Origin of the sequence: Microbacterium sp. LWO13-1.2 (assembly GCF_038397725.1) — a bacterium.
In the GTDB taxonomy this organism is placed as follows: Bacteria; Actinomycetota; Actinomycetes; order Actinomycetales; family Microbacteriaceae; genus Microbacterium.
The window spans coordinates 2,343,332-2,354,883 of sequence record NZ_CP151634.1 but is presented as its reverse complement, the minus strand read 5'-3'; the positions used below and the strand labels follow the sequence as shown (position 1 = coordinate 2,354,883).

The following is an 11,552-nucleotide window of genomic DNA, read 5'->3' as shown; positions in this document are numbered from 1 at the left end:
CGGGGAAGCACGCGACGCGCGTCAGCGGCGCCGCAGCGAGCTGTCGCGCAGGGTGATCTCGAGCGGAAGACGCACGAAGACGGGTTCGGTGTCCGGCTGCTCCAGCCGGCGCGCGAGTACCTGGACAGCCGCCCGTCCGAGCTCGATCATCGGTTGGCGAACCGTGGTCAACTGCGGCGTCGAGAGTGCCGCGGCCTCGATGCCGTCGAAACCGGTGACGAGCAGATCCTCAGGCACGCGGACCCCGGCGGCCCGGAACACATCGAGCGCGCCCAGAGCCATCTGGTCGTTCGCCGACATCAGCGCTGACGGCAGTCCGGCGGCGATCAGTTCTTCGGCGGCACGTCGGCCGGACGCTCGCGTGAAATCACCCCGCAGGACCGTCACATCGTCGATCGGGATGCCGGCCTCGACGATCGCCGCGGAGAATCCCTCCCAGCGCTGCATGCCGTCCGGAGAATCCTCTGGCCCCGCCAGGAACACCGGCGGCCTTCCGTCGGACTGCGCGAGCACGAGGCGGGTGAGCTCGGCCATCGCCTCGGTGTTGCTCACCGTCACGTGGTCGTATCGGTCTCCCCGAGGGGGCCCGGCCAGCACCACGACGGGGATGCGTCTGGCGAGCCTGGCGAGCACGTCGTCGGGCACGCTGCGGGCGAGGACCATGAGCCCGTCCACCCGTCCCGCCATGTCGCGCACGGTGGAACGCTCCGGATCGTCGCGTCCGACGCCGATCATGAGGACGAACCCCTGTTTCCACGCTTCGAGTTCGGCCCCGCGGAGCACCTCGTCCAGGAAGAGCATGCTCGGGTGACTCTCGACGTCCGTCGCCTCGTCGTGCACGATCGTGAAGGGATGCGTCGGCGCTCCGTCGGCGGCGAGCACATCGAGCAACGGCGCTTCCTCGGCCGCGTCGAAGCCGGGGAAGTAGAGTCCCAGCACGCCGGTCCGCCGCTCGGCGAGGCCTCTCGCGCTCCCGCTCGGCACGTACCCGAGTGCCGAGACCGCGTCGAGCACACGTTCGCGGGTGACAGGTCGCACCGCATCGGGCATCCGCAGCACCCGGGAGACGGTTGCGATCGAGACTCCCGCGCGGTCGGCGACGTCGTACACGGTCGCAGCCTTCGTCACGGTTCACTCCCTCCATCCGCCTGTGCCCAGGCTACCCGGCGGGCATCCACGAACCGCCGGAACCCGCGTCAGACACGACGGGCGAGTACGGCACCGTGCGGGCGTCGGCTCGGCTCGTCGGGCCCGCGATCCCGATGCTCCTGCTCCACGACCTCGAACCCCGCCTCCGCGAGGACCTCGGCAAGGGCATCGACCGACCAGAAGTAGGCAGTGGTGACGGCATGGGGGAACGCCGTGCCCGTCACCCCGTCGAAGAAGCCGAGGAGGATGCTCCCGTCCGACGCGAGGACCCGCGCGAACTCGGCAAGCACGACGGGGATGTCGGTGGGCGGCGTGTGGATCAGGGAGTACCAGGCGAGGATGCCGCCGATCGAGCCGTCCGGGAACGGGAGGTCGCGGAATGTTCCGTCCAGGAACCGCAGGTGCGGGAACGCCGCCCTCGCCGAAACGAGGAACTCCGCGCAGAGATCGACCCCGACGACCTCGCGGTCGCCGTCGTGCAGGAGCGCGGTCCAGTGCCCTGGCCCGCACCCGGCATCCAACAGGGTGCCCGGCGTCGCGTCCCGCCAGCGCGTGATCAGCGCGCGATCGGCCGGCGCCATCTGCTCGACGGTGCCGGCGAGATCGATGTACTCGGCGGCACGGGCGTCATAGGCAGCGGCGATCCCGGAATCAGCAGAGGTGTGCAGGTCGCTCATCGGGTCCGGGCGGCGAGCGCCGCCTGATACAGGTCGCGGGAGGACAGGCCGGTGAGGCCGGCGACCTCGGCGGCCGCATCCTTCAGGCGAATGCCGGAGGCCACCAGCGTCTGCACCTGGGCGAGCGCATCGTCCGGTGACGCATCACGGTGCGGAGCGCCCTCGACGACGACCACGATCTCGCCCTTGACTCCGGCCGAGGCCCACTCCACGAGCTCGGACGCCGTACCGCGCCTGACCTCTTCGTAGAGCTTGGTGAGCTCGCGGCAGACGGCGATCCGGCGCGTGTCACCGAAGGCGGCTCCCATATCGGCGAGCGCGCCGGCGAGGCGAGCGGGCGATTCGAAGAAGAGCATCGTGCGCGGCTCGGCGGCGAGCGCGCGCAGCATCGAGCGCCGCTCCCCCGGTTTGCGCGGCAGGAAACCCTCGAAGGTGAACCGGTCGGTGGGCAGGCCGGAGATGGCGAGCGCCATGAGCACGGCACTGGGCCCGGGAATGGCGGTGACCGTGACGCCCTGGGCGACGGCCTCGGCGACCAGCCCGTAACCCGGGTCACTGATCGCGGGCATTCCGGCATCACTCAGCACGACGATGTCCGTCTCGACGGCGAGCGTTGCCAGCTCCGCCGCCTTCTGCTTCTCGTTGTGGTCGTGCAGAGCGATCAGCCGTGGCCGGTTCTCGATCTTCAGCGCCTTCAGGAGGCGCTGGGTGGTGCGGGTGTCTTCGGCGGCGACGATCTCGGCGTTCTCGAGAACCTCGATCAGGCGGCGCGAGGCGTCGCCGAGGTTGCCGATCGGGGTGGCAGCGAGAATGATCACTCGCTCAGCCTATGTCCGTTGTCTAGGCTGTAGCCGTGACCGCACCCCCGTCCCTCCTGCCTCCCCATCAGGAGCGATTGACTCGATACGGCGGACTTCGCGACCGCATCCTCTTCGACCCCGACTGGGGGCGGATGCTGCGCTGGTTCGCGCCGCTCGTGGTGACGATGCTCGCGCTCGTGCTGCGCGTCACCAATGTCGGCCATCCGCATGTCCTCGCGTTCGACGAGACCTACTACGTGAAAGACGCCTGGTCGTTGTGGACCCTCGGCTACGAGGGCACCTGGGGAGACGGCGCGAACGAAGCGTTCCCGACCGGCAAGGACCTCCCCCTCGAGGCGGCCGGCTCCTTCGTCGTGCACCCGCCTCTGGGCAAGTGGATCATCGCGCTGGGCATGGCGATCGGCGGCCCTGGCGCCAGTGAGGGGTGGCGTCTGACGACGGCGCTGCTCGGTACCGGCACCGTGCTGCTGGTCTACCTGATCGCGCGTGAGCTGTCCGGCTCGCTCGTCGTCGCCACCGTGGCCGGGACGCTGCTGGCGATCGACGGCCTCAGCATCGTGATGAGCCGGGTCGCTCTGCTCGACGGGTCGCTGACGTTCTTCATCGTGCTCGGTGCGCTGTTCGTGCTGCTCGATCGAAGGCGGACGATCCCTCTCCTGGAGCGGCGCGATCCCGACGATCCTGACCCGTTCTGGGGTCCGGTGCTGTGGCGCCGGCCGTGGCTGATCGCTGCCGGAGTCGCCCTCGGCGCGGCATCGGCCGTGAAATGGTCGGGCCTGTACGCCCTCGCCGGTCTCGGCCTGTACGTGGTGGTCACGGATGCCCTCGCCCGCCGCCGCGCGGGTGTGGTGTTCTGGCCGACGGCCGCCGCCTTCAAGCAGGGCCCGGTGTCGTTCCTTCTGGTCGTGTTCCCGGCGCTCGCGGTGTATCTGATCAGCTGGACCGGTTGGCTGGTGACCGCCGGCGGCTACGACAGGCAGAGCGATCCGAATCCGCTCGTCGCCCTCTGGAACTACCACCAGTCGATCCTCGGCTTCCACGTCGGGTTGTCCACCGGTCATCAGTACGAGAGCCCGGCCTGGCAGTGGCCGCTGCTGCTGCGTCCGACGGCGGTGTGGGTCGGCGGTGAGGAAGGCGCCTGCGGCGTGGATCACTGCATCGCCGTGATCTCGACGATCCCGAACCCGCTCATCTGGTTCGGGGGTGTCGCCGCATCCGTCTACCTCCTCTACCGCTTCGTACGCGGCCTGATCAGGCGTGCTCCGGTGGGCCCGGGTATGACGTTGCCGCTGGTCGGCCTCGCAGTCACCTATGTGCCGTGGCTGCTGATCCCGGAGCGGACCATCTTCCAGTTCTACACGGTGACGATGATGCCGTTCCTCGTGCTCGCTCTCGCGCTGACGCTGCGGGTGATCGCGGGAGAACGGGATGATCCGCTGTACCGCCGCCGATCCGGCGAGAGCTGGGTGCTGGTCTTCCTTGTCGTCACCGTGCTGGTGTCGGCGTTCTTCTACCCGGTCTGGACCGGAATGAACGTCCCGTACGAGTTCTGGCTCGTGCACAACTGGATGCCGGGCTGGATCTGAACCCAGGTCATCGCTGTTCCGCCTCATGTGCCACATGAGCGACGAGCGGCAGTATCCGCCCCGAAAGGTGCGTGCGCATCGCGATGGATGACGCGGTGCGCGCCACCCCGGGGACGACGGCGACCCGATCGAGGACATCCTGCAGCTGCACCGCGTCGCGGGCGACGAGCCGCAACTGCATGTCGCTGGCACCGGTCACGGTGTACATGTCGACGATCTCGGGAACGGCATCCGCCAACGCGACGGCGACGTCGTCGTGGCCGACCTTCTGATCGATCTCGACGAGGCAGAACGCGACCAGGCCGTACCCGAAGCCGCTCGGGTCCAGCCGCGGCACGATGGCCTCGATCACTCCGCCCTCCTGCAGACGGGCGAGGCGGCTGGTCACGGTGCCCCTGGCGACACCCAGCCGCCGCGCGCACTCCAGGACCGGAAGCTGCGGCGACTCGGTCAGCATCCGGATGAGATCAGCATCCAGCCGATCGATGCGCATGGCTCGCTCCTACTCCCTCGGGACACCCGGGCGCGAGACGCCGCGGGTCAGGCGTGCGGCGAGCAGCAGCACGGCCATCAGTGCGAGCGTGAGCAGCAGCTGGGTGCGTGCAGCCGGATCGATCATGACGAGGGCGATGACCCCAGCGAGCAGCGCGAGGCACAGCCACGACAGCCACGGGAAGCCCCACATGCGCATCGGCATCGACTCGCCGGCGCGATCCGCCCGCCGCCGCAGGATGATCTGTGCGATCGCCGTCGCCGTCCAGATCACGAGCAGCGTCGAACCGACGACGTTGAGCAGAGCCGGCAGCACCACGTCCGGGAAGGCCCAGTTCAGTCCGACCGTGACGAAGCCGAACGCGACGGATGCGAGAACCGCGACGTACGGGACTCCCTTGTCACTGGTGCGGGTGATCGCTCGCGGCGCCAGACCGCGCTCACCCAGCGAGAACGCCATCCGCGAGGCGCCATAGATGTTCGCGTTCATGGCGGACAGCAGCGCGATCACGACGATGAGCGACATGACCAGGTCGACACCGGGCACCCGGATCGTGGCGAGCACGGCCGAGAACGGTCCGTCCAGTACCGCGGGGTCGTTCCAGGGCAGCACGGCGACGATGACGAAGATCGAGCCGAAGTAGAAGACGATGATGCGCACCATCACCTCGCGGACGATGCGTCGGATGTTGCGTGCGGGGTCATCCGACTCCGCGGCGGCGATGGCGACGACCTCCGTCCCGCCGAACGCGAACATGACGATGAGGAGCGCGGCGGCGATGCCGGCGATGCCGTTCGGGGCGAAGCCGCCATGTGCGGTGAGATTGCCGATACCGGTCGCCGGAACGCCGGGGACGAGACCGATGATCGCGCACACCCCGACGATGAGGAACAGGATGATCGCGGCGACCTTGATCGCCGCGAACCAGAACTCGAAGCGACCGTAGTTGCGCACGCCGAAGAGATTCACCGTGGTGAGCGCGACGACGAAGACGAGCACCCATACCCAGGCGGGCACTCCTGGCACCCAGCCGGCGACGATGCCGGCGGCACCGGTCGCCTCGGCCGCGATCACGACGACGAGCTGGATCCAGTACAGCCAGCCGACGGCGCTGCCGGCACTGCGTCCCATCGCCTTCTGGGCATAGGAGCTGAAAGCCCCCGAGCTCGGCCTGGCTGCGACCATCTCCGCGAGCATCGCCATCACCAGCACGACGATGGCGCCGGCGACGAGGAACGAGATCAGCACGGCGGGTCCCGCGACGCCGATGGCCTGACCGGACCCGACGAAGAGGCCCGCGCCGATCGCACCGCCGAGCCCCATCATCGAGATCTGGCGCCGGGTGAGGCCGGGGTGCAGGCCCTTCGTGGTCGTTGTCATCGTCGTTACTTCGGTCATGCGTGGACTTCCTCGTTCATGCGCTGATCTGATCGGTGTGGAGTGCGAGTGGTACGGGCGGAGGCGGCGAGCGCGGCTTCGACTCGATCGATGTCATCCGCCGAACCCGACGAGATGCGCACGCCTTCGCCGGCGAACGCCCGGGTGATGACGCCGCCCTCGCGGAGCAGCGTCTCGAGTTCTTCGGAGCGGGTGCCGGCAGGCACCCAGACGAAGTTCGCCTGCGATGCGACGGGAGCCCATCCGGCATCCTCCAGCAGCGCGCACAGCCGTTCGCGCTGGGCGACGACCTCGTCGATCCGGAGGGCGAGTTCGTCTTCGGAATCCAGCGAGGCGACGGCGGCCGCTTGCGCGAGGTCACTGACCCCGAACGGGATCGCGACCTTGCGCTGATTTTCGGCGATCTCGACCGGCGCGATGGCGTAGCCGACGCGGAGTCCGGCGAGGCCGTACGCCTTGGAGAACGTGTGCAGCACGGCGACGTGCGGGAAGCGACGGAGGAGATCGATACCCGCACCCTGGCCGCCCTCGTCGGAGTACGAGGTGCGGTCGAAGTGCACGTACGCCTCGTCGATCACCACGAGGACGTCGCGCGGCACCGCGGCGACGAACTGCTCCAGCGCCTCGGCTGAGACGACGGTGCCGGTGGGGTTGTTCGGATTGCAGATGAAGATGAGCCGTGTGCGCGGCGTGATCGCCGCACGCATCGCGTCGAGGTCGTGGCCGTGATCCGCATCCAACGGCACGGCGATGGGCGTCGCACCCGCGATGCGCACGAGCGCCGGGTAGGCCTCGAAGGAGCGCCAGGCGAACATGACCTCATCGCCCTCTCCCGCCGTCGCGTGGATGAGCTGAGCGGCGAGCTCGACGGAGCCCGCTCCGACGGTCACCTGTGCCGGATCGACCGCGTAGCGTGCGGCGAGACGGGACCGGAGCTCTGCCGCGCTCATGTCGGGGTAGCGCTGGATCGTGCCGAGCCGCTCCTGCACCGCGTCGATCACGGAGGGAAGCGGCGGGTGCGGGGACTCGTTCGAGGAGAGTTTCGACGCGCCGACCGGCGCGGAACGGCCTTGGCGATACGCGGGGACGGCATCGAGGCCGGCGCGGACGGGGAGTGTCATCGTCAGAGCATCCTTGCTGTGATTCGTGGCGGATCGCAGAACCCGCCGGCTGTCGCGCCAGACTAGACCGAATGCCGCTGACTGGGCAATCGGTTCAGCAGTTACTGCGCATGCCGCGCAATCGAAGCGCGCTTCGGGCAAAATCGATAGGCATTCTGCTCACCGCTGGCATCGGATACCGTGACTCGTCGTTAGGATCACCCCATGGGCACCGCCAGTGGATTCACGTTCACCGTGCGCGGCGATGACGTCGTGATCCGGCATCACGGCACCACCGCGACCACCCTGCGCGGCGCCAGCGCGGCCGACTTCCTCGCTCAGGTCGAGCGGGGAGACTCCCAGCTGCTGATGGCTCGCGTGACGGGGAACTACCGCCGCGGCAACGAGCGCACCGCTCGTCAACATCCGCGCAACGTCGGCTGAGATCCGCGCTCAGCGCTCCATCGCCAACTCCGACGGGTCCGACACCGGCAACCGGCACACGAACGCACGACAGTCGAATGCGCGCTCCGGGACCTCGGCCTTGCCGGCGAACAGCTCGAACCCGGCATCGGCGAAGGCCTCCGCCTGTGCGGGAGTCACCACGGCGACCACGTCGGCATCGGCGGCGCGCGCCGCATCGGCGAGTGCGCTGCCGCGAGCGGCGGTGACGACGACCACCTGCCGAGGCGGTTCGGCGAGCTCGGACGCGACCCGCAGCAGGGACCCGTACGCGAACGGCTGCGCCAGCGCTCGCACAGAGAGCTCGCGCACAGCGGCCTCCGCGGCTGCGCGGTACTCCTCGCCCGCCCCGAGCCGCCAGGCGGTCAGCGCCGCCGCGGCGATCGCCGCGGATCCGGACGGCAGGTCTCCGTCGCTCTGATCCGGCGACAACGCCATTCCGTGCGCCGACAGCACCGGATCCGGTGCGATGCCGTCGAATGCTCGATCGAGGATCTCGCGCCCCGTCACCGCCCAGGCCGCGTCGCCGGTCGCGACGGCGAGCGCGAACAGGCCGTCGGCGAGAAGGCCGAGATCGGCCGGGGCGGCCACCGCAGCGGATGCGACACCGTCGAGGGATGCGCGCACGAGCTCGCCGTTCGCGCCGCGGTTCAACCGCTGCACCGCGTCGGCCGCTGCGATGGCAGCCACGATCCAGGAGTCTTCGCCCAGGGCGGCGCCGGCACGGGCGAGCGCCCCGATCGCCAGACCGTTCCAGCCGGTGATCACCTTGCCGTCGACCGCCGGCGGCTCGAGTGCGGCGCGCTCAGTTGCGCTCCGCGCGTAGTAGCCGCCCTCGCTTCGCTCCCCCTCGATCCACGACTCCGAATCCTGCGCCGCACCGAAACCGCCGCCCTCGCGCTGCAGCACGGTCAGCAGGAAGCCGGCGATGCCGCGCGCCGTCACGGCATCGCCGGCGGCGAGCGCGACATCCAGCAGCTGGGCGTTGTCGGTGAGCATCCGCTCGTAGTGCGGTACCGTCCAGTCCCGCTGCGTGGCATAGCGGAAGAAGCCGCCGTCGACGGTATCGCGCAGTTCGGACGAGACCATCGCGGCCAGCGCGCGCTGGGCGGATGCCGCGGCATCCGGAGCATCCCGTCGCACCAGCGCGTTCTGCAGGAACCGCAGCGTCGTCGCGACCGGGAACTTCGGCGCGCCGCCGTACCCGCCGAACCGGGGATCCTCGCGCGCGGCGATGGACTCGGCGGCGTCGACGATCGCGGCCGGGGTCGGCAGCTCGGATGGCGTCGTCGCGGCGGCCCGCGCGAGCGCATCCGCAACGGCACCGGCCGACTCTTCCACCTTGTCCCTTCGCGTCGTCCATGCGTCCTGCACCGCCGCCAGCACGTCACGGAACGCCGGCATGGGCTCGCGCGCCACCGGCGGCCAGTACGTTCCGGCGTAGAACACCTGCCCCTGCGGCGTCGCGAACACGGTGAGGGGCCAGCCCAGGTTCTGGGTGAACGCGGATGCAGCGGCCATGAAGGCGCCGTCGACGTCCGGATGCTCCTCCCGATCGACCTTCACCGAGACGAAGCCCTCGTTCATCACGGCCGCGATCACCGGATCGGCGAAGGACTCGCGTGCCATCACATGGCACCAGTGGCAAGTGGAGTAACCGATCGAGACGAGCAGCGGCACATCGCGTCGCCGAGCCTCGGCGAACGCCTCCGATCCCCACGGGAACCAGTCCACCGGGTTCTCGGCGTGCGCGCGGAGGTACGGGCTGAGCGTGTCGGCGAGCCGATTGGTCATGCCTTCACGCTACGCCCGCAGCCTCCGGCGCGGATGCCTCAGTTCACGTCGTTCGGGTGCGAGCCGACCCGGCCGGAGCCGTCCAGCGGGTCGAGCGCGTCGATCGCGGCGACCTCGGCATCGGTCAGTGCGAAGCCGAAGACGTCGAGGTTCTCCCTCAGTCGCTCGGCGCGCACCGACTTCGGGAACACGATGATGTCCTTCTGCAGGTGCCAGCGCAGCACGGCCTGTGCCGGCGTGACGCCGTGGGCGGCCGCGGCATCGGCGACGGCCGGCGCTCCGAACAGGTCATACTTGCCCTGGCCGAGCGGCCCCCAGGCCTCGGTGCGGATGCCACGCTCGGCGCCCCATGCGACGACGTCACGCTGCTGGTACGCCGGATGCAGTTCGATCTGGTTCACGGCCGGCACGACGCCGGTCTCGTCGACGACGCGCTCGAGGTGCTCGACGAGGAAGTTGGACACGCCGACGCTCCGGGTGAGACCCGCTTCGCGGAGCTCGACGATCTTCGCGAAGGCATGAACGAAGTTGTCCTTCGCGGGGGTCGGCCAGTGCACGAGGTACAGGTCGACCTGCTCGAGGCCGAGCTTCTCCAGGCTCTCGGCGATCGCCGCGTTCGGTGCATCGCCGTCATGACGGTCGTTCCAGAGCTTCGTCGTGATGAAGAGCTCGTCACGAGGGATGCCGCTCTTCGCGATCGCGGCGCCGACGCCTTCTTCGTTGCCGTAGATCGCGGCCGTGTCGATGTGGCGGTAGCCGATCTCGAGCGCATCGCTCACGGCCCGTTCGGTCTCATCCGCCGGAACTTTGAAGACGCCGTAACCGAGCTGCGGGATGGAGTTGCCGTCGTTGAGTTCGAGAGTGGGAATCGTCATGCGATCCAGCCTATGGGCGCTGCGCACCGGGTGGCGCGGATGCCGCCGCATCGGCCACTCGCGCAGTCAGGCGCTCCAGCGGACCTCGTCCGGAGAAGATCGACCACGCGGTGGTCGCGATCAGCAGCACGACCACCGACCAGACCCAGGTCTCGTTCGACGAGATGAATCCGCCGGGCCCCGCCATCAGCACATAGGACACCACGTGGGCGCTGTATGCACTGAGCGGCATGGAGCCGAGTGCGGCGAAAGGCAGCAGCACCCAGCGCAGCGGAGCACTGAGCAGAATGCACACTCCGATCACGGCGACGCCGAGGCCTCCTGCGCCGAGAATCTCCATCACACCGCCCGAGTGCGGGGCGGCGGCCAGCACGGCATCGAGCATCCGCTCGAACGGCTCCGCGCTCCCCAACAACTGCAGCCAGCCCGCCCACGCCCGTGGGGATTCGGCCCATGCCAGGCCGGGATCAGCCGAAGTTCCGGTGTCTCCGAGGCCGTAGCCGATCGTGAGAAGCACGACACCGACGACGACGAACCACACGGCCGTGCGCGTCCGGTCCAGGCGCAAGCGCCCGAGCACCATTCCTGTGACACCGAAGCACAGCCACACGGTGATCGGATAGCTGCCGAACAGGACCAGGGATATGCCTCCGCCGTTTGCGCCGGCCGAGAGGGTCGTCAGCAACGCCAGCAGCGGCGGCCCGCAGAGCCCGAGCAGCGCGGCTGTCAGGATCAGCCGCGAAGTGCGCCAGCGCAGCAGCGGGATGATCGCGACATAGAGCACGCCGTACAGCGTGAGGATCACCGCGATCGGGGTGTTCAGCAGTTCGAGGAACAGCCCGATCACGAAGATCGTGGCACCGCGACCGAGCATCCGCAGGCGCATCGCCGGGACGTCAGCCGGCGCGATCGCACCGCGGCGTGTCATCAACGAGATCGAGAAGCCCGCGAGAAGGGCGAACAGCAGTGAGGGGTTGCCGTGCACGATCGCCGACCAGGTGGAGGGATCGGAGGGCTCGACCGTCTCGGCGGTCTGCCCCAGGTGCGCACCGATCATGCCGGTGATCGCGATCGCACGTGCGATGTCGAGGCCCATGATCCGCGGGGGACGCCCGAACGTGCGCCACCACGTCGACACGTTCAGCCAGGGCGGGATACTCGCGAGTGATGCTGCGCCGGTCGTCACGGATCGATCAT

11 protein-coding genes are annotated in these 11,552 nt (G+C 69.2%); 2 read left to right on the top strand and 9 right to left on the bottom strand.

The annotated features are described in order from the left end of the window. Nucleotides 1-21: 21 nt before the first annotated feature. The 3 genes from MRBLWO13_RS11115 to rsmI all read right to left on the bottom strand — a co-directional run bounded on the left by MRBLWO13_RS11115 (nucleotide 22) and on the right by rsmI (nucleotide 2,644). Nucleotides 22-1,128 (bottom strand): LacI family DNA-binding transcriptional regulator, encoded by a 1,107-nt coding sequence (locus MRBLWO13_RS11115; RefSeq protein WP_341974059.1) that lies wholly within the window; start codon nucleotides 1,126-1,128, stop codon nucleotides 22-24. Between the two features lie 68 nt (nucleotides 1,129-1,196). Further along, the gene (locus MRBLWO13_RS11110; RefSeq protein ID WP_341974058.1) at nucleotides 1,197-1,826 is read right to left on the bottom strand and encodes a class I SAM-dependent methyltransferase; all 630 of its coding nucleotides are present in this window, start codon (nucleotides 1,824-1,826) and stop codon (nucleotides 1,197-1,199) included. Then, nucleotides 1,823-2,644 (bottom strand): 16S rRNA (cytidine(1402)-2'-O)-methyltransferase, encoded by an 822-nt coding sequence (gene rsmI / locus MRBLWO13_RS11105; RefSeq protein ID WP_341974057.1) that lies wholly within the window; start codon nucleotides 2,642-2,644, stop codon nucleotides 1,823-1,825. Before rsmI ends, MRBLWO13_RS11110 begins: the two co-directional genes overlap by 4 nt. 35 nt (nucleotides 2,645-2,679) lie before the next feature. Here rsmI and MRBLWO13_RS11100 point away from each other — a divergent pair, with 35 nt between their 5' ends. Next, nucleotides 2,680-4,233, top strand: a complete 1,554-nt coding sequence (locus MRBLWO13_RS11100; RefSeq protein WP_341974056.1) for a phospholipid carrier-dependent glycosyltransferase — start codon at nucleotides 2,680-2,682, stop codon at nucleotides 4,231-4,233. A 7-nt stretch (nucleotides 4,234-4,240) separates the two neighbouring features. Here MRBLWO13_RS11100 and MRBLWO13_RS11095 read toward each other — a convergent pair whose 3' ends face one another. From MRBLWO13_RS11095 to hisC, 3 genes are read right to left on the bottom strand one after another with little or no spacing between them, the layout of a single operon-like run. Then, nucleotides 4,241-4,726, bottom strand: coding sequence for an Lrp/AsnC family transcriptional regulator (locus MRBLWO13_RS11095; protein ID WP_341974055.1), 486 nt, complete (start codon nucleotides 4,724-4,726; stop codon nucleotides 4,241-4,243). A gap of 9 nt (nucleotides 4,727-4,735) precedes the next feature. Next, nucleotides 4,736-6,124 (bottom strand): amino acid permease, encoded by a 1,389-nt coding sequence (locus MRBLWO13_RS11090; protein WP_341974054.1) that lies wholly within the window; start codon nucleotides 6,122-6,124, stop codon nucleotides 4,736-4,738. Continuing rightward, nucleotides 6,121-7,245 (bottom strand): histidinol-phosphate transaminase, encoded by a 1,125-nt coding sequence (gene hisC / locus MRBLWO13_RS11085; protein ID WP_341974053.1) that lies wholly within the window; start codon nucleotides 7,243-7,245, stop codon nucleotides 6,121-6,123. The genes MRBLWO13_RS11090 and hisC overlap by 4 nt, the downstream gene beginning before the upstream one ends. A gap of 204 nt (nucleotides 7,246-7,449) precedes the next feature. Between hisC and MRBLWO13_RS11080 the strand changes: the two genes are divergently transcribed. Next, complete coding sequence (locus tag MRBLWO13_RS11080; protein WP_341974052.1) at nucleotides 7,450-7,668, top strand: hypothetical protein; 219 nt, start codon at nucleotides 7,450-7,452, stop codon at nucleotides 7,666-7,668. A 9-nt stretch (nucleotides 7,669-7,677) separates the two neighbouring features. On the opposite strand, the gene MRBLWO13_RS11075 is transcribed toward MRBLWO13_RS11080, so the two are convergent. Genes MRBLWO13_RS11075 through MRBLWO13_RS11065 form a run of 3 tightly spaced genes read right to left on the bottom strand, consistent with a single transcriptional unit; the run spans nucleotide 7,678 to nucleotide 11,541 of the window. Continuing rightward, nucleotides 7,678-9,480: a DUF255 domain-containing protein gene (locus tag MRBLWO13_RS11075; RefSeq protein WP_341974051.1), complete on the bottom strand. Its 1,803-nt coding sequence runs from the start codon at nucleotides 9,478-9,480 to the stop codon at nucleotides 7,678-7,680. A gap of 38 nt (nucleotides 9,481-9,518) precedes the next feature. Beyond that, entirely contained in the window at nucleotides 9,519-10,355 is an 837-nt protein-coding gene (locus tag MRBLWO13_RS11070; protein ID WP_341974050.1) for an aldo/keto reductase, read from the bottom strand. Between the two features lie 10 nt (nucleotides 10,356-10,365). Further along, nucleotides 10,366-11,541, bottom strand: a complete 1,176-nt coding sequence (locus MRBLWO13_RS11065; RefSeq protein ID WP_341974049.1) for a heparan-alpha-glucosaminide N-acetyltransferase domain-containing protein — start codon at nucleotides 11,539-11,541, stop codon at nucleotides 10,366-10,368. Nucleotides 11,542-11,552: the final 11 nt, after the last annotated feature.

Excerpts from the sequence above, each read along its gene's own strand:
- MRBLWO13_RS11070 (WP_341974050.1), bottom strand. The coding sequence starts at position 10,355 with ATGACGATTCCCACTCTCGAACTCAACGACGGCAACTCCATCCCGCAG.
- MRBLWO13_RS11095 (WP_341974055.1), bottom strand. The coding sequence starts at position 4,726 with ATGCGCATCGATCGGCTGGATGCTGATCTCATCCGGATGCTGACCGAG.
- MRBLWO13_RS11080 (WP_341974052.1), top strand. The coding sequence starts at position 7,450 with ATGGGCACCGCCAGTGGATTCACGTTCACCGTGCGCGGCGATGACGTC.
- MRBLWO13_RS11075 (WP_341974051.1), bottom strand. The coding sequence starts at position 9,480 with ATGACCAATCGGCTCGCCGACACGCTCAGCCCGTACCTCCGCGCGCAC.
- MRBLWO13_RS11110 (WP_341974058.1), bottom strand. The coding sequence starts at position 1,826 with ATGAGCGACCTGCACACCTCTGCTGATTCCGGGATCGCCGCTGCCTAT.
- hisC (WP_341974053.1), bottom strand. The coding sequence starts at position 7,245 with ATGACACTCCCCGTCCGCGCCGGCCTCGATGCCGTCCCCGCGTATCGC.
- MRBLWO13_RS11090 (WP_341974054.1), bottom strand. The coding sequence starts at position 6,124 with ATGACCGAAGTAACGACGATGACAACGACCACGAAGGGCCTGCACCCC.